Genomic DNA, 15,689 nt, shown 5'->3' on the forward strand with positions numbered 1-15,689 from the left:
CCCGCCCTCGAACGCCGGTGCGAAACGTAAAACTCGCCGGACGAGACGCTACTTGCGGCTCGCGCTGATGGTGAGTTTGGTACCGTCGCTCAGCGTCACGTTCTTTTCGGCGCCGCCGGTGGGCATCGTGAAATGGACTAGCTGGCTGAAGAAGTTATCGGTGGGGCATTGAAGCTTCTTGCCGCTCACGGTGACGGCGGTGGCCGGTCGCGGTGCGTGGCCCTGGAAACTCAACTGGACGTCGGCGTCCCCGCTATTCGCGACCACCGCCGCGAAACGGATCTTCACCTGACGCACCGTCGTGCCGCTTGCGTTGCGGATGGAGTCGACGTCCGGGCATGCGTCCGGGACGTTCTGCGAACCGCCGGCAGGCTTGCTTTGCCACGAGAAGTCATCCGTCTGGCCCGAGCGGATCGTGCGCGTTTCCTGCGCACTGCCCCAGTTCTTCGATGCCATCTTCACCGTGTATTTGATCGGTCCGTCGTAGGCGACTTCCGACAGCACCTTGATGCTGGGCGTCGCATGAGCCGCCGGTTCAACCACGCAAGCCAGCAGCGCCATGACAGCGCTTGCGGCAATCAGACGACCTTGCGCTGACCGGCCAACCTGAACAAAACCCGAACGATCGATCATGCGAAAACCCCTCCGTGTGCAGCCGTCACGCCGGGCATACAGCAACGGCGCCGGGGTGGCCGCGCCGCGCGTGTGGCGCGAACAGTCTAGCGCGACGCGCGACGCGGGCTTCTCATGGGAAACCCGCGGCGCGCGTGCAGCTTGCAATGGATTGGCCGATCGATACGCCGGGAGAATCAGAATCCGGTCAGCACCAGCTTGCCTATCGCGCGTCCTTCTTCCAGCAGCCGGTGCGCTTCACGCAGGTTCGTGGCGTTGATCTTGCCGAGATCGCGGCCAAGCGTCGTCTTGATCGTGCCTGCGTCGATCAGTCGCGCCACTTCGGTGAGCAGTTTGTGTTGTTCGATCATGTCCGGCGTACCGAACATCGAGCGCGTGAACATGAATTCCCAATGGAACGCGGCGCTTTTTGCCTTCAGCAATTCGACGGCAATCGGCCTGCCGTTTTCAACGATCGTGCAAATGCCCCCTTGCGGTGCGATGACGGCAGCAGCGGCCGGGAAATGTTTGTCCGTGTCGTTGAAGATCAGCACGTAGTCCACTTGCTCGAAGCCTGCGTCCTTCAGTTGCTTCGGCATGTCGCCGAAATGATCGACGATATGATCCGCGCCCAGTTCGGTCGCCCACTTCGCCGATTCCGGCCGCGACGCGGTCGCGATCACCTTCAGCTTCGCCACTTTCTTGGCGAGCTGGATGCCGATCGACCCCACGCCGCCGGCGCCGCCCACGATCAAGACGGACTTGCCGGCGTCACGTCCTTCCGCCGACACCCCCAGCCGGTCGAACAGGGCTTCCCATGCGGTGATCGTGGTGAGCGGCAATGCCGCTGCATGCGAGAAATCGAGCGAGGCAGGCTTCACGCCGGCAATACGTTCATCGACCAGATGAAACTCGCTGTTCGAACCCGGCCGGGTAATACTGCCGGCATAAAAGACGGGGTCTCCCACCTTGAACAGCGTCACGTCCGGGCCGACCGCTTCGACCACGCCCGATGCGTCCCAGCCGAGGACACGCGGCGTTTCTTCGACCTTGTCCTTCGGCGCACGGACTTTCGTATCGACGGGATTCACGCCGATCGCTTCAACCTTCACCAGCAGATCACGGCCGGCCGGCGCGGGTTTGTCGATCTCCACGTCCATCAACGATTCCGGGTTCGAGATGGGCAGGTAACGAGTCAGGGCAATCGCTTTCATGAAATAGCTCCTCAAGGGGTGTCAGGCGTCGGTAGGTGTCGGATTGCAATGCATGGACCCGATGTTAAGGGCTTTCAGCTTCGCGTGAAACCGTCATAATTGCTGAAACATTTTATTGATAATCAAGAAAATGACGAAAATAGACACGCAGAGCGAATTGCCCTACAAGACGCAGCTTGACCTGCTGGATGTCGCACTGTTCGTACGGGCGGCGGCATTATCGAATCTGTCGGCGGCGGGACGGGAATTCGGGTTGTCCGCTGCCGTGGCGAGTGCCCGGCTCGCTCAACTCGAGCGGCAGCTTGGCGCGCGGCTTTTGCATCGGACGACACGGCGCATCAGTGTCACGCAGGAAGGAGAAATTTTCGTCGAGCGCGCCCGCGCCCTGCTTGACGCCGCCGATGCCGCCCGCGCCTCGGTCGGACGCGCGTTCGAACACCCCCAGGGGCGTTTGCGCGTGACCATGCCCTCGTCGCTCGGGCGTCAGCATGTCTCGCCGGTCATTCCCGAATTCCTGCGCCGGTATCCGGGCGTGAGCCTGGACTTGCGCCTGACCGACCAGATCGTCGATCTCGTCGATAAAGGCATTGATCTGGCTGTGCGTATTGGAGCATTGAAAGATTCGACGCTCGTCGCGAGAAAACTCGCCAGCAACCGGCGCGTGTTGTGCGCGTCTCCCGCGTATCTCGCTCACCACGGCACGCCGCGCCATCCAGCCGATCTCGCGCAACACGAGTGCGCCGTCCTGTCCGGCCAGCGAGACTGGGCGTTTGTCACACCGGCCGGGATCATCGATGTGCGCGTGTCCGGCCGGCTCGATACGGACAACGGCGAGGTCATTCGCGACATGTTGCTTGCCGGGATGGGTATCGGGCTGAAATCGACGTGGAGCGTGGCGCCGTTCCTGCACAGCGGCGAGCTGGTGACTGTGCTCGACAGTTACCCGCTCGCGGAAACGGTGGCGATCTGGGCGGTGTACCCGAGCCGTGCCTTCGTGCCGCCAAAAACAACGGCGTTCATCGATTTCCTGACGGAGCATTTCGGCGATCCGCCCTACTGGGATGTCGATCCGCAAAGAGTGATGCGCTGAACCATGGGTAAGTTAAGGCGTGCCCTCAACTTACCCTCACCGGCGCCTTCACAAACCCTCGAAACCGCGCCCGGGACGCTCGCACCGGCTCCCCCGCAAGCCCATGATTCGGGAACCTCGCAACAAACCTCCCAATCGCAATACGCGCCTCCAGCCGCGCCAGCGACAACCCTGCGCACTGGTGAATCCCAAAGCCAAACGCAAGATGCCGATTCGGTTCGCGAGCGATATCGAAACGGTCTGCCGCCTCGAACTGCTCCGGGTCGCGATTCGCCGCCCCTATGCACAGCGTCACCGGCGTCCCGCGCGCCACCGGTATCCCGGCAATCTGCGTATCCGCCGTCGCTATCCGGTTGCCAAGCTGGTTCGAGCTTTCGTAGCGCAAACATTCCTCGATCGTACTTTCGATCAACACCGGGTCGGCCAATAACCGCGCCCGCTGCTCCGGCCATTGCGCCAGCAGCACGATGCCGTTGCCGATCAGGTTGGTGGTTGTCTCGTGCCCCGCGTTCAGGATAAAAATGCAGTTGTGCAGCAGTTCGGCTTCGTCGAGACGCTCTCCATCGGCTTCGCATTGAATCAGCCGCGTCAGCACGTCGTGCTGCGGATCGCCAGGATGCGCGCGACGCCGCGCAACCAGCGTCACCAGATAATCGATGAAATCCGCCACCGCGCGATTACCCCGCGCTTCCTGCTCCGCGTTCAGCGCAGGTTCCAGCGCGCCGAGAATCGCCAGCGACCAGTCACGCAATGGCGCGCGTTCGTCGTGCGGCACGTCGAGCAGGTTGCCGATCACTTCAACCGGAATCGCCGAAGCGAAATCATCGATCAAATCGATCTCGCCGCGTGCCGCAGCCTGGTCGAGAAGGCCGTCGACCAGACGCACAAGACCGGGTTCCATTGCCGCGATCGCACGCGCGGTCAGCGCCCCCGCGATCAGTTTGCGCACGCGCGTGTGGCGCGGCGGATCGTTGAACACGAGGCTCGTCGTGTGATGCGCGAACAGCGGAGCATGGACGCCGTACTTCGGGCCGAATTCCACGGTCTTGTCCGAACTGAAGGTTTTCGGATCGCGATACACGGCCTGGACGTCCCGATAGCGCGTGAGAAACAGCGAGCCGTCGGGCATTGTCCTGATCGGCTCCCTCGCGCGCAACGCGTCGTAGACCGGATACGGATCGGCGTAAAACGCGGCGTCGAGCTTGCGCAGATCGAAGTCGAGCGCGCGTTCGGTCGGGGTCATGCAGGTCTCCGTCGTTTTATCGGCAACCATCATAGCGGCGTGGCGCGCACGTCCGCCATCGGTCGGGACCATTACAATGACGGGTCTCGCACTGTTCCCCACGCCATTTTTCTCGCTCCCCACCCGTCATGAACCTCGTCATCCAAAGCCTCGACCCGATCGCCGATACGCACCTGAAACCGCTCACCGCGCTCGCCCGCTCGCAACAGACCGAACGCGCGGACGCCGGCCGGGTGTTGCGTCTGCGCGGCGCCGGGCCGCTGCAGCGGCCCGATATTGACGCGTACTGCGGCGCGCATCGGCTGGATTACGCGTTCATTGACCCGGCGCTGCGCCTGAGCAATTTCGGCCTCCTCGCCATGGACATGGATTCGACGCTGATCACCATCGAGTGTATTGACGAGATCGCCGATTTTTGCGGGTTGAAGGCAGAGGTTGCGGCGATCACTGAAGCGTCCATGCGCGGCGAAATCAAGGATTTCAACGAGAGCCTGACGCAGCGTGTCGCGCTGCTGAAGGGCCTCGATGCAAGCGCGCTGGAACGGGTGTATGAGGAACGGCTGCGCTTGTCGCCGGGCGCGGAGATCATGCTCGCGGGGGCAAAGGCGGCGGGCCTGAAAACCTTGCTGGTATCCGGCGGTTTCACGTTCTTCACCGAGAAACTGAAGGCACGCCTCGGGCTTGATTTCACGCGTGCCAATACGCTTGAAATAGTCGATGGCAAACTGACCGGGAAGGTGACCGGCGAGATCGTCAATGCCGATGTCAAGGCGCGTACGCTGCGTGAAACCTGCGCGGAACTGGGTATTGATCCGCAGCGGTCCATAGCCATGGGCGACGGGTCGAACGACCTGAAGATGATGGCGGAAGCGGGGTTGTCGGTGGCGTTCCGGGCGAAGCCGGTGGTTCGCGAAGCCGCTGGCCTGGCGTTGAACTTCGTGGGACTGGACGGGTTGCTGCGGCTGTTTTGAGCGCGCGCGTATCGCGAGACGAGAGCTAAGCCAAAAACCCAGCCCTTGTCCCGATCGGCGTCTTCAGGCTTCCAATCCCGCCAGCGCCCGCTCCAGATCCGCCCGCAGATCGGCTTCATCTTCCAGACCGATATAAAACCGCACCAGCACGCCCTCATGCGGCCACACCGCAGCGGTGCGCATCGACTTGATGTCATAAGGCATCGCGAGACTGTTCGCACCGCCCCAGCTCCAGCCAATCGCGAAGTTTTCCAGCGCTTCTACGAAGGTATCGATTTGCGCCGGACTGTAGCGTTTGTCTAAGACCACTGAAAACAGCCCGCCCGCCCCCGTGAAATCGCGTTTGAAGAATTCATGGCCCGGGCAATCCGCCAGCGCCGGATGCAGCACTGCCGCAATTTCCGGCCGCGTCTTGAGCCAGTGAGCCAGCGCAAGCGCTGTCCGGTCGTGAGCCTCGAAGCGGATTTGCATGCTCGGCAAACTGCGCAGCACGAGCGAGCAGTCGTCCGAAGACACGCCAATCCCCATGCGCATCCGCGCGCTCTTCAATCGCATATGGACCGCTTTGTCGGCGGTGATCGTCGCGCCCATCAGGATGTCGCTCGCGCCGGACTGATACTTCGTCAACGCCTGTACCGAGATGTCGACGCCATGGTCGAACGGCTTGAATGCGAGACCGGCCGAATACGTGTTGTCGATAGCCGTGAGTATCTTGCGCGCCCGCGCGACCTTCGTGATCGCAGGCACGTCCTGCACTTCCATGGTGACCGAACCCGGCGCTTCGAGCCAGATCAGCTTGGTGTTCGGCCGGATCAGCGCATCGATGCCCGCGCCGATGAGCGGATCGTAATAGGTCACTTCCAGGCCGAAATCCGCCACGAGCCAGTCGGCATGTTCGCGGTTTGGCGAGTACGCGTTGTCGGGAATCATCACGTGATCGCCGGTCTTCACCAAACCGAAATACACGTTCGATATGGCCGATAACCCCGAAGGCTGCAGCAACGCGTGCTTGCCACCCTCGATCACCGCCAGCCGCTGCGCCAGCGCGAGCGACGTGGGCGTGGCGTGCAAGCCATAGCGCCATTGACTGTCGTCGCTCCAGACGAGCGCGCGCATGGTGGCGAGATTCGGAAATACCACGGTCGACGCCCGTGTAACCGGCATCGAGAACGAATCAAAACCGGGGGTGAGCTGATCCTCCGGATGAACGATGCGGGTCTGCAAGCTGCGCGCGCTGGACGAGTTGCTGGAATCGGTCATGAGTGTCCTGCTGGTTCAAGGCTTAAGAAAAAAGCGCCATCGCGTGAAGCCGATGACGCCGTGTTACATCAAACGGCGAGTTCGCGTGGGTTTGGGTGCGCTTGGGTTTTACTCGCCGATGATCACATTGCTGGTCCCGCCCAGCGCGTGGCCTGCGGCCGGCGGAGCGGGCGGAGGTGCGGGTTCCAGCGACGGCGCGGCCGATTGCGGCGCTTTCGGTACGAACGCACCCGCGCCGGATGCCGGGGCAGAAACCGCAGCCGATCCGGACCCGACCGGCTTGAGGTCGAAGGGCAGCGGATTGGAATCGTCGGCGTTCATGCGTTCGCCCGACACGCTGCCGTCAGCTGCAAACTTGCCGACCCAGTTCCCGGTGATATGCGTGCCGTCATTCGACTCTTCGATCTCGAGCGTATCGCCGTCACGGTCCCCCGCGAGCAGGATCACCGTCGACGCTCCGGCAAACCGGTATTCGCCGTGCACACCCGTGCGCTCATCCGTTTTTGCGCCGAGCTTCATCTCGATCTGCTTGTCGCCGAGCGTGCCCACATAGGTCGGAAAATGCGCGTAAGCCGGATTGGGCGTCAGCGGTTTGACCGGTGGAAGCGCGAGCGTTTCGATGGCTTCCGCCGTACCCGGCGACTGCAGGCCCAGATCGCCCGGCGTGGCCGCCGCACGCGCCGCCGACACGGCTCGGGAGCCGTCCGGCGGCATGGCTGAATTACAGCCGGCGAGCAACAGCGCTGCTGCCACCGCCGCCACTTTCATTTGCGTCATCAAATAAATTCCTGTCCTTGCGCGGCTCATACGCGTTCAAAAATGGCCGCAATGCCCTGCCCGCCGCCAATGCACATTGTCACCAGCGCGTACCTTCCGCCCACGCGCTGCAGTTCGTACAACGCCTTGACGGTGATCAACGCGCCGGTTGCGCCAATCGGATGGCCAAGCGAGATACCCGAACCGTTCGGATTGACCTTCGCCGCGTCCAGCGCCAGTTCCTTCGATACCGCGCAAGCCTGCGCCGCGAACGCTTCGTTGGCTTCGATCACATCGAGGTCGCCGACGCTCAGGCCCGTGCGCTCCAACGCCTTTCGCGTGGCCGGAATCGGACCAATGCCCATGTACTTCGGATCGACGCCCGCGTGCGCGTACGAAACCAGCCGCGCGAGCGGCTTCAGGCCACGCGATTCAGCCGCACCGCGCTCCATCAGCACGACGGCCGCGGCCGCATCGTTGATACCCGACGCATTGCCGGCAGTCACCGTCCCGTTTTCCTTGGCAAACACCGGCTTGAGCTTCGCAAAATCCTGGAGCGTCGCGTTCAGGCGAACGTGCTCGTCGGTATCGAAGACAATGTCGCCCTTCTTCGATGCTTGCGTAACGGCAAGAATCTGTTCCTTGAAATAACCCGCTTCAATAGCCCGGGCCGCGCGCCGATGCGATTCGAGCGCAAGTTCGTCCTGCATCTCGCGCGAAATGCCGTATTTGGCTGCGACGTTTTCCGCCGTGACGCCCATGTGGATCGCATCGAAGGGATCGTGCAGCGCGCCGAGCATCATGTCGACGAGACGCGCGTCGCCCATGCGCTGGCCGAAGCGCGCCGACGGCGCGAGATACGGCGCGCGGCTCATGCTTTCCGCGCCCCCGCCGATGGCGACATCGGTGTCCCCAAGCAGAATGGACTGCGCGGCCGAGACAATGGCCTGCAGGCCCGACCCGCATAAGCGGTTGACGGTCAGCGCGGGTGCGTGCTGCGCCACGCCGCCGTTCAATGCGGCGACGCGCGCCAGGTACATGTCCTTGGGTTCGGTCTGGATCACGTTACCGAAGACAACATGGCCGACATCCTCGCCCGGCACGTTCGCTCGCGACAAGGCTTCACGCACCACGCGCGCACCAAGATCCGTCGGGCTGAAGTCTTTCAGCGCACCGCCGAAATCGCCAATTGCGGTCCGCACGCCGCTGACCACCATCACTTCATGTTGCGCCATGAAAGCTCCTTCGTCTCAGTAGTTTTGCGCTCTAATAAACCCGCTGCGCCGAGCGTGAGATCAAAACCAGACGCTCAGACTTCGCCCCACAGGTCGTGGTCATCGGCGCCGGTGATTTTCACCGACACGAAATCGCCCGCCTTATAACGCTTCGACGCCTTCTTTGCCGGCTCGATATACACCACGCCGTCAATCTCCGGCGCATCCGCAGCGGTCCGGCCGACGCCGCCTTCGTTGCTCAGTTCATCGACAAGCACTTTCAGCGTCTTGCCGACCTTGCGTTTCATGCGCTCCGCCGACAGCTCTTCGGCCAGTTCCATGAAACGCGCCCGACGGTCCTCGCGCACTTCATCCGGCAGCGCGCCGTCGAGCTCATTCGCTGTCGCACCTTCAACCGGCGAATAAGCGAAGCATCCGACCCGATCCAGATCCGCGATACGAATAAAGTCGAGCAGCGTCTGGAATTGTTCTTCCGTTTCACCCGGGAAGCCTGCGATGAACGTGCTCCTGATAGTCAGGTCCGGGCACATGGCACGCCACTTCTGCACGCGTTCGAGCACTTTCTCGGCGTTCGCCGGGCGCTTCATGCGCTTGAGCACTTCAGGGTGCGCGTGCTGGAACGGCACATCCAGATACGGCAGCACGTGGCCCTTCAACGGACCTTCGGCCATCATCGGGATGACTTCGTCCACGCTCGGATACGGATACACGTAGTGCAGGCGGACCCACGCGCCGTATTGCACGGCGAGCTCGCCCAATGCGGCGACCAGATCCGTCATGCGCGTCTTCACCGGCTTGCCGTTCCAGAAACCGGTGCGATATTTCACGTCGACGCCATACGCGCTCGTGTCCTGCGAAATCACGAGCAACTCCTTGACGCCGGATTTGAACAGATTCTCGGCTTCGAGCATCACGTCCGCCACCGGGCGCGACACCAGGTCGCCGCGCATGGACGGGATGATGCAGAACGTGCACCGGTGGTTACACCCTTCCGATATCTTCAGATACGCGTAATGCCGCGGCGTCAGCTTGATACCGGCAGGCGGCACGAGATCGATGAACGGATCGTGTGGCTTGGGCAAATGCAGATGCACGTGGCTCATGACTTCGGCGGTCGCGTGCGGCCCGGTCACAGCGAGAACCTTCGGATGCACTTCCTCGATCAAACCCGTTCCGCTTGCGCTTTTCTTCGCACCGAGGCAACCGGTCACGATCACCTTGCCGTTCTCGTGCAACGCCTCACCGATGGCGTCGAGGCTTTCCTGCACGGCTTCATCGATAAAACCGCAGGTGTTGACCACGACGAGATCGGCGCCGTCGTAGGAGCCGGAGATCTCGTAACCTTCCGCGCGCAGCTGGGTGATGATCTGCTCGGAGTCAACAAGAGCTTTTGGGCACCCGAGTGAAACGAACCCTACTTTAGGGGCCGAAGGGGTCGGCACGGCGGGGGAAATGGTCTGCGACATAGGTGAGTCCGGCGTATAGCGGTGATGATGGCGACAAATGGGGACGATGCGGCAAGGCCAAGGGGACCGATGTCCATGAGGACCACAGCCCAGACAGCGTCCCGCGCACGCAACCATTTATTGTACCGCGCCCGCGAAGGCGCAGCCGGTCAAGCGGCAAGGCGTTGCCGGATCGAGCAGACCCAGGACCTCGCGCTAATGTGCCGGTATCAGGTCGTTGAAGCCGGAGCGCGCTCAATCACTTCAAGAATTTCGCGCGAATCATGCAGGCGCCGGATGGCCGCGTGCAGTTCGGCAGCTTGCGGCCAGGTCCGCTTGAGATAGCTGAGCCACATCTTGACGCGTCCGTGCTCATGACGGACTGCGACACGGACTTGCAGTTTTCTCAGGTAATCGGCGAGTTGAGCGAGCACGGCCGGCCATTCCTCGCAGGAGGGCGTCCGGTCCATCAGTCCGCGGATGCGCAAAGCCAGGAACGGATCCGAGACGGCGCCGCGCCCGATCATCACGTCCGCACAGCCGCTGACAGCCCGGCACCGCTCCCAGTCGGCCACTGTCCAGACTTCTCCGTTGGCGACGACCGGCACATCCACGGCGGCGTCGATGCGCGCAATCCATTCCCAGTGGGCCGGCGGCCGGTAGCCATGGTCACGCGTTCTGGCATGCACGACGAGGGAGGCGGCGCCGCCTTCGGCCAGCGCCGTGGCACAGTCGATCGCGAGTGAAGTATCAGAAACGCCAAGCCGCATTTTTGCTGTCACGGCGATGCCGGCAGGCACCGCTGCACGAACGGACGAAATGATCCGGTTCAGTTGTTCGGGGTGCGCCAAAAGCATCGCGCCGCCGCCGTGCCGATTGACGATTTTGGCGGGACAACCGAAGTTCAGATCGAGTCCATGCGGCGACAGGCTGGCCGCCTTGGCCGCATTCAGCGCCATCCATTCAGGATCGCTGCCGAGCAACTGGATCACCATTGGAGTGCCGGCGGCTGTACGGCCTCCGTGAAGGACTTCGGGCGTATCTCTCTCGTAGGCGCTTTGAGGAAGCTCCGAGCCCGTCACCCTGACGAATTCGGACACGCACCCGTCAAATCCGCGTGTGCTGGTCAGCACGTCACGCAATACATAGTCCGCGAGCCCTTCCATGGGCGCAAGAAACAGCCGGCTCATGCGAGAACGGCGCCTAGGCTGCTTGTGCGGATCTTCGCCCGAGCTAAACAAAGCCGACTTTATGAGCGGCGGGCGTGGTCATGTGGGGCATGTTGTGGTCCGGCGATGTGAGTGCCGGGCGGCGCTTGGACACCGGACAGGCATGAAGCTAACGAGCGCAGCGGCACACATGCTGCCGTTAGCGTCACCGCTCGAAAGCAGGACAAAAGACGCTTGAAAAGGCGAAGTATTCGCCTTGGGCGCTGCGCTGCAAACGGATATTGTAGCGTGAGCCACGTCTGCTCGAATGCCGCGCGCCCAGGACGGTGTTTTGAAGCCGCTGCCGGGTCTGTAAGGGTTGCGCTGCGCAAAACCGTGCGCTTGAGCCCTTCTTGCACGCAATTCCCGACTTATGCTCTTCGAGCAGCGCTTACTTGCTGGCTCGGAAAGGTTCTCTGATCAACACCTCGGCTGGAATATGCAAGCCTTCGTGCAAACGCCGAATCATCGCCAGGCTCAATGCCCGTTTGCCGGCCAACACCTCGTACACGCGATTTGCCTCGCCAATGTACGGCTGCATATCCGCAATCGACAGTTGCTCCTGCTCCATCCGGAACTTGATTGCTTCGATCGGATCGGGACGCTCCAGCGCAAAATGCTCATCTTCGTAGCGTCCGACGAGAACCCCGAGCAACTCCAGACGATCGCCTTCCGGCGTATTGGCTTCAGGATCAATGTCGACGAGCGCAGACACTTCCGACAACGCGGCTCGATAATCTTCCTCATTGTGTAGCAGTCGAATATCCATATCTTTACTCCGTTTCCACAGTTTCCGCGTCAACCTTGTCGTATTCAGCGTGCGTTCCGATGAACTTGATGTAGACCGCGCCGATCCTGTATGCGACCGCTACGATCAATCGGTATTCGTTGCCCTTGAGGTTGAACACCACTCGATTACAACCGACGAAGCTCGCAGAAGCATAGCGATTCTTGATGTCCTGCGTGTTCGTCCACTTGGCTTTCGCCACTTCATCGTGCCACGCCAGGGCTTGCTGTTTTGCCGCGGGATGCTTCTGACAGAACGTCAGGATGGTTCGTCTGGCGAGAATTTGCTTGCATCTTTACGTAGTCCCAATTTGGGACTACGTAAAGATGCAAGCGACCGCTACGTTACGTCAGACGCGAAGGCGTCCAGCCAACAGTAAATGCGTTGCTGCATGCACAAAGTGATGGATAAGGAAATGGAGCAATTCCAAGCGGACTTGTTGAAGTCTGTCCGCGATATGAAAGCGGGACGTGCTGGACCCACCACCAAAGTTGCAGCTACAACAGCGTCAATAGCCCGCGCGAAGGTGGGGCTTTCGCAGAGCGCATTCGCCGCTCTGCTTGGTGTATCGACGCGAACACTGCAAGACTGGGAGCAAGGTCGACGGGAACCTACTGGGGCCGCACAGACGCTGCTGCGTGTCGCGGCTCTTCATCCGGACGCATTGCGAGACCTTCAAACGATGTGATGCGGAACGACGGAGCCAAGCCGTTTAAAGCCAAGGCGCCGGCATATCAGCGTTCGTTCGTCTATCCGAACGAAACAAAACTGCCCTTCCGCCCGCTCGAATGCAGCGGCCCAACCCCGACCCGCGCGGCTTTCCAGGCCGTCGCAAGTCCGCCTCAAGCCAAACGCCGCGCCAGCCCCGCTTACTTCTTCTCCGGCGTGCTGGCCGGCGGAGTCGTGGCCGTAGTAGCCGTAGTAGCCGGCGTTGCGCCCGTGACCGGCGTCGGGAACGGGAACGTGTTGAACATCGACTTCGCCTGGGTCTGCATCTGCTCCTGCATCTGCACGAACATGTTCTTCGATTGCTCGATATAGCTCGTCATCATCCCCTGCATCATGGGCGCCTGCATGTTCATGAACTGCGACCACACTTCAGGATTGAGCGGCACCGCATTACCGTCGATCAGCCCCTTCGACTGGTCGGTGAGCTTGTGCTGGATATCGATGAACGCCTGGATATTCTTCTCCAGGTACGTACCCATCATGCCCTGCATTGCGTTGCCGTAGAAGCGGATGATCTGCGAGAGCATGGTCGATGAAAACATCGGCAAGCCGCCGCTTTCTTCTTCCAGAATGATCTGCAGCAGGATGCTGCGCGTCAGGTCCTCGGCGGACTTGGCGTCCATCACCTTGAACTCTTCCTGGTCGAGCACGAGCTGTTTGACGTCGGAAAGCGTGATATAGGTGCTGGTTTCAGTGTCGTAGAGCCGGCGATTCGGATATTTTTTTATGAGTCGTTCGGCGGATTTCTTTGTAGTGGTCATGTAACGCCTTTAAACGCAAAACTCAAACTGTGCCGACGGACTCCGCGTGATTGAAAGCGACGCAAGCCGCCGGTTCGTAGTCGGTGCCGGCGAACCGGCATCCAGTTCCAACGTCCCGCTCCGACGCGAGACGCGCGGCGCGCACAGCCTGATGGCGCGCCGCTTGAAGCCCCCTCACCCCATGTGCAGGCCGCCATTCAGCGAGAAATCGGCACCCGTCGAAAAGCCCGATTCCTCCGATGCCAGCCACGCCACGATCGAGCCGATCTCCTCCGGCCGTCCAAGCCGGCGAACCGGAATGGTCGCGACGATCTTCTCGAGCACGTCCGGGCGGATCGATTTCACCATATCTGTCCCGATGTACCCCGGCGAGATGGTATTGACGGTCACGCCCTTGGTCGCCACTTCCTGCGCCAGCGCCATCGTGAAGCCGTGAATGCCGGCCTTCGCGGTGGAATAGTTGGTCTGGCCGAACTGCCCTTTCTGACCATTCACCGATGAAATGTTGATGACGCGTCCAAAACCACGCTCGACCATCCCGTCGATCACCTGCTTCGTCACGTTGAAGAGACTCGTCAGGTTGGTATCGATAACCGCGGTCCAGTCTTCATGCGTCATCTTCCGAAACACGACGTCGCGCGTGATGCCCGCGTTGTTCACCAGGATGTCGACTTCACCGACTTCAGCCTTGACCTTGTCGAAGGCATTCTTGGTCGACTCCCAGTCGCCCACATTGCCTTCGGACGCGATGAAGTCATAACCCAGCGCCTTTTGCTCCTCGAGCCATTTAACCCGGCGCGGCGAATTCGGTCCACAGCCCGCGACGACCGTGTAGCCGTCCTTATGCAGCCGCTGGCAGATACTGGTACCAATGCCGCCCATGCCGCCCGTCACATACGCTACTCGTTTCGTCATTACTCGCTCCGTTTATCGTTATGCGCGCCTGCAGCCGGGCATGCTGCCACCACCCGTACCGCGGCGCGCGGTGCTCTCGCACACTGTCTCCCTACGGCCGCTCTACCGCGAGCGCCACGCCCATACCGCCGCCGATACACAGCGACGCCAGTCCTTTCTTCGCATCGCGTTTCTGCATTTCATGCAGCAGCGTGACGAGAATCCGGCAGCCGGACGCACCGATCGGATGACCGATCGCGATCGCCCCGCCGTTCACGTTGACCTTCGACGTGTCCCAGCCCATCTGCTGATGCACGGCCAGCGCCTGGGCTGCAAATGCTTCGTTGATTTCCATCAGGTCGAGATCCGACGCGGACCAGCCCGCGCGTTCCAGGCAGCGCTTCGATGCCGGCACCGGCCCCATGCCCATCACCTTCGGATCGACGCCCGCGTTCGCGTACGCCTTGATGCGAGCGATCGGCGTAAGGCCAAGCGCATCGGCTTTTTTCGCCGACATCACGATCACGCCCGCCGCACCGTCGTTAAGACCGGAAGCGTTTGCCGCGGTCACGGTGCCTTCCTTCGAAAACGCCGGCTTCAGGCCGGACAGCGACTCGGCTGTTACGCCATGACGCACGAATTCGTCGGTGGCAAAACGCAGCGGCTCGCCTTTGCGCTGGGGAATCTCGACGGGCACGATTTCGTCGTTGAAACGACCCGACTTCTGCGCCGCTTCCGCCTTGTTTTGCGACAGCGCGGCGAACTCGTCCTGCGCTGCGCGCGTAATGCCGTATTCCTTCGCGACGTTTTCCGCCGTGATGCCCATGTGGATCGAGTTGAACGCGTCCCACAAGCCGTCAACGATCATCGAATCGATCAGCTTCGCGTCGCCCATGCGGAAACCGTCGCGCGAGCCCGGCAGCACATGCGGCGCCGCGCTCATGTTTTCCTGGCCGCCCGCGATCACAATGTCGGCGTCGCCCGCAATAATCGCGTTGGCCGCCAGCATCACGGCCTTCAGGCCCGATCCGCACACCTTGTTGATGGTCATGCCCGGCACCGAGCTGGGCAAACCAGCCTTGATCAGCGACTGACGTGCCGGATTCTGGCCGGAGCCCGCCGTGAGAACCTGGCCGAGGATCACTTCGCTGATCTGCTCGGGCTTGAGGTTCGCACGCTCGAGTAACGCGCGAATCACGATGGCGCCCAGATCGGGCGCGGCGATCTTCGCCAGCGACCCGCCGAATTTGCCGACGGCCGTCCGTGCGGCCGATACGATCACTACGTCTGTCATTTCAGTTTCCTTTGAGAATCGAAAGTGGTAGCCCGGGTTCAGCCGGCTGATTGCCTGACCGGCTGGATGCGTGTTCGCGCTCGCCCCTTGTCCGCCTGCGCCGTCTTCAACCGGTGCAGCCGACGCTCTCAACAGCGCTGGCGTTACGTTGCTTCAGCTTTCTTCGGGTTTCTGCAACTGCAATAAAACG

16 protein-coding genes are annotated in these 15,689 nt (G+C 61.6%); 3 read left to right on the plus strand and 13 right to left on the minus strand.

All coding sequences use genetic code 11. The features are described from left to right. Positions 1 to 48: 48 nt before the first annotated feature. On the minus strand, positions 49 to 633 hold the full coding sequence (locus AWB69_RS07550) for a DUF6013 family protein (protein WP_062083877.1): 585 nt from the start codon (positions 631 to 633) through the stop codon (positions 49 to 51). Positions 634 to 809: 176 nt separating this feature from the next. Then, positions 810 to 1,826 (minus strand): zinc-binding alcohol dehydrogenase family protein, encoded by a 1,017-nt coding sequence (locus AWB69_RS07555; RefSeq protein ID WP_062083880.1) that lies wholly within the window; start codon positions 1,824 to 1,826, stop codon positions 810 to 812. A gap of 130 nt (positions 1,827 to 1,956) precedes the next feature. Between AWB69_RS07555 and AWB69_RS07560 the strand changes: the two genes are divergently transcribed. After that, a complete protein-coding gene (locus AWB69_RS07560; RefSeq protein WP_062083883.1) occupies positions 1,957 to 2,916 on the plus strand; it encodes a LysR family transcriptional regulator in 960 nt (319 codons plus the stop codon). A 25-nt stretch (positions 2,917 to 2,941) separates the two neighbouring features. Here the strand turns inward: AWB69_RS07560 and AWB69_RS07565 are convergent, their stop codons facing one another. After that, positions 2,942 to 4,159, minus strand: a complete 1,218-nt coding sequence (locus tag AWB69_RS07565; protein ID WP_062084076.1) for a cytochrome P450 — start codon at positions 4,157 to 4,159, stop codon at positions 2,942 to 2,944. A 128-nt stretch (positions 4,160 to 4,287) separates the two neighbouring features. On the opposite strand from AWB69_RS07565, the gene serB reads away from it, so the two are divergent. After that, entirely contained in the window at positions 4,288 to 5,130 is an 843-nt protein-coding gene (serB, locus tag AWB69_RS07570; RefSeq protein WP_062083885.1) for a phosphoserine phosphatase SerB, read from the plus strand. Between the two features lie 63 nt (positions 5,131 to 5,193). Here the strand turns inward: serB and AWB69_RS07575 are convergent, their stop codons facing one another. From AWB69_RS07575 to AWB69_RS07605, 7 genes are all read right to left on the minus strand, one after another. Continuing rightward, positions 5,194 to 6,390, minus strand: a complete 1,197-nt coding sequence (locus AWB69_RS07575) for a cystathionine beta-lyase (protein WP_062083887.1) — start codon at positions 6,388 to 6,390, stop codon at positions 5,194 to 5,196. A 108-nt stretch (positions 6,391 to 6,498) separates the two neighbouring features. Next, entirely contained in the window at positions 6,499 to 7,176 is a 678-nt protein-coding gene (locus tag AWB69_RS07580; protein ID WP_231937021.1) for a hypothetical protein, read from the minus strand. A 17-nt stretch (positions 7,177 to 7,193) separates the two neighbouring features. Next, a complete protein-coding gene (gene bktB, locus AWB69_RS07585) occupies positions 7,194 to 8,381 on the minus strand; it encodes a beta-ketothiolase BktB (protein ID WP_062083890.1) in 1,188 nt (395 codons plus the stop codon). A gap of 74 nt (positions 8,382 to 8,455) precedes the next feature. After that, positions 8,456 to 9,847, minus strand: a complete 1,392-nt coding sequence (gene rimO, locus AWB69_RS07590) for a 30S ribosomal protein S12 methylthiotransferase RimO (protein WP_062083892.1) — start codon at positions 9,845 to 9,847, stop codon at positions 8,456 to 8,458. A gap of 209 nt (positions 9,848 to 10,056) precedes the next feature. After that, complete coding sequence (locus AWB69_RS07595; RefSeq protein ID WP_062083895.1) at positions 10,057 to 11,016, minus strand: tRNA dihydrouridine synthase; 960 nt, start codon at positions 11,014 to 11,016, stop codon at positions 10,057 to 10,059. A gap of 409 nt (positions 11,017 to 11,425) precedes the next feature. After that, on the minus strand, positions 11,426 to 11,803 hold the full coding sequence (locus tag AWB69_RS07600; protein ID WP_062083897.1) for a helix-turn-helix domain-containing protein: 378 nt from the start codon (positions 11,801 to 11,803) through the stop codon (positions 11,426 to 11,428). Between the two features lie 4 nt (positions 11,804 to 11,807). Further along, positions 11,808 to 12,104 carry a type II toxin-antitoxin system HigB family toxin gene (locus AWB69_RS07605; RefSeq protein ID WP_062083899.1) on the minus strand — a complete coding sequence of 99 codons (297 nt, stop codon included), beginning with the start codon at positions 12,102 to 12,104 and terminating at the stop codon, positions 11,808 to 11,810. 120 nt (positions 12,105 to 12,224) lie between these two features. Between AWB69_RS07605 and AWB69_RS07610 the strand changes: the two genes are divergently transcribed. Continuing rightward, entirely contained in the window at positions 12,225 to 12,509 is a 285-nt protein-coding gene (locus tag AWB69_RS07610) for a helix-turn-helix domain-containing protein (protein WP_062084079.1), read from the plus strand. Positions 12,510 to 12,690: 181 nt separating this feature from the next. On the opposite strand, the gene phaR is transcribed toward AWB69_RS07610, so the two are convergent. The 3 genes from phaR to AWB69_RS07625 all read right to left on the minus strand — a co-directional run bounded on the left by phaR (position 12,691) and on the right by AWB69_RS07625 (position 15,499). Further along, positions 12,691 to 13,311, minus strand: coding sequence for a polyhydroxyalkanoate synthesis repressor PhaR (phaR, locus tag AWB69_RS07615; RefSeq protein ID WP_062083901.1), 621 nt, complete (start codon positions 13,309 to 13,311; stop codon positions 12,691 to 12,693). Positions 13,312 to 13,485: 174 nt separating this feature from the next. After that, positions 13,486 to 14,226: a 3-ketoacyl-ACP reductase gene (locus tag AWB69_RS07620; protein ID WP_047897600.1), complete on the minus strand. Its 741-nt coding sequence runs from the start codon at positions 14,224 to 14,226 to the stop codon at positions 13,486 to 13,488. 91 nt (positions 14,227 to 14,317) lie between these two features. Next, positions 14,318 to 15,499, minus strand: a complete 1,182-nt coding sequence (locus AWB69_RS07625) for an acetyl-CoA C-acetyltransferase (RefSeq protein WP_062083903.1) — start codon at positions 15,497 to 15,499, stop codon at positions 14,318 to 14,320. Positions 15,500 to 15,689 lie beyond the last annotated feature (190 nt).

Source organism: Caballeronia udeis (genome assembly GCF_001544555.2).
GTDB classification, from domain to species: Bacteria; Pseudomonadota; Gammaproteobacteria; order Burkholderiales; family Burkholderiaceae; genus Caballeronia; species Caballeronia udeis.

Excerpts from the sequence above, each read along its gene's own strand:
- AWB69_RS07560 (WP_062083883.1), top strand. The coding sequence starts at position 1,957 with ATGACGAAAATAGACACGCAGAGCGAATTGCCCTACAAGACGCAGCTT.
- AWB69_RS07625 (WP_062083903.1), bottom strand. The coding sequence starts at position 15,499 with ATGACAGACGTAGTGATCGTATCGGCCGCACGGACGGCCGTCGGCAAA.
- AWB69_RS07595 (WP_062083895.1), bottom strand. The coding sequence starts at position 11,016 with ATGAGCCGGCTGTTTCTTGCGCCCATGGAAGGGCTCGCGGACTATGTA.
- AWB69_RS07610 (WP_062084079.1), top strand. The coding sequence starts at position 12,225 with ATGGATAAGGAAATGGAGCAATTCCAAGCGGACTTGTTGAAGTCTGTC.
- serB (WP_062083885.1), top strand. The coding sequence starts at position 4,288 with ATGAACCTCGTCATCCAAAGCCTCGACCCGATCGCCGATACGCACCTG.
- AWB69_RS07565 (WP_062084076.1), bottom strand. The coding sequence starts at position 4,159 with ATGACCCCGACCGAACGCGCGCTCGACTTCGATCTGCGCAAGCTCGAC.
- AWB69_RS07600 (WP_062083897.1), bottom strand. The coding sequence starts at position 11,803 with ATGGATATTCGACTGCTACACAATGAGGAAGATTATCGAGCCGCGTTG.
- AWB69_RS07555 (WP_062083880.1), bottom strand. The coding sequence starts at position 1,826 with ATGAAAGCGATTGCCCTGACTCGTTACCTGCCCATCTCGAACCCGGAA.
- rimO (WP_062083892.1), bottom strand. The coding sequence starts at position 9,847 with ATGTCGCAGACCATTTCCCCCGCCGTGCCGACCCCTTCGGCCCCTAAA.
- bktB (WP_062083890.1), bottom strand. The coding sequence starts at position 8,381 with ATGGCGCAACATGAAGTGATGGTGGTCAGCGGCGTGCGGACCGCAATT.
- AWB69_RS07620 (WP_047897600.1), bottom strand. The coding sequence starts at position 14,226 with ATGACGAAACGAGTAGCGTATGTGACGGGCGGCATGGGCGGCATTGGT.
- AWB69_RS07575 (WP_062083887.1), bottom strand. The coding sequence starts at position 6,390 with ATGACCGATTCCAGCAACTCGTCCAGCGCGCGCAGCTTGCAGACCCGC.
- phaR (WP_062083901.1), bottom strand. The coding sequence starts at position 13,311 with ATGACCACTACAAAGAAATCCGCCGAACGACTCATAAAAAAATATCCG.
- AWB69_RS07550 (WP_062083877.1), bottom strand. The coding sequence starts at position 633 with ATGATCGATCGTTCGGGTTTTGTTCAGGTTGGCCGGTCAGCGCAAGGT.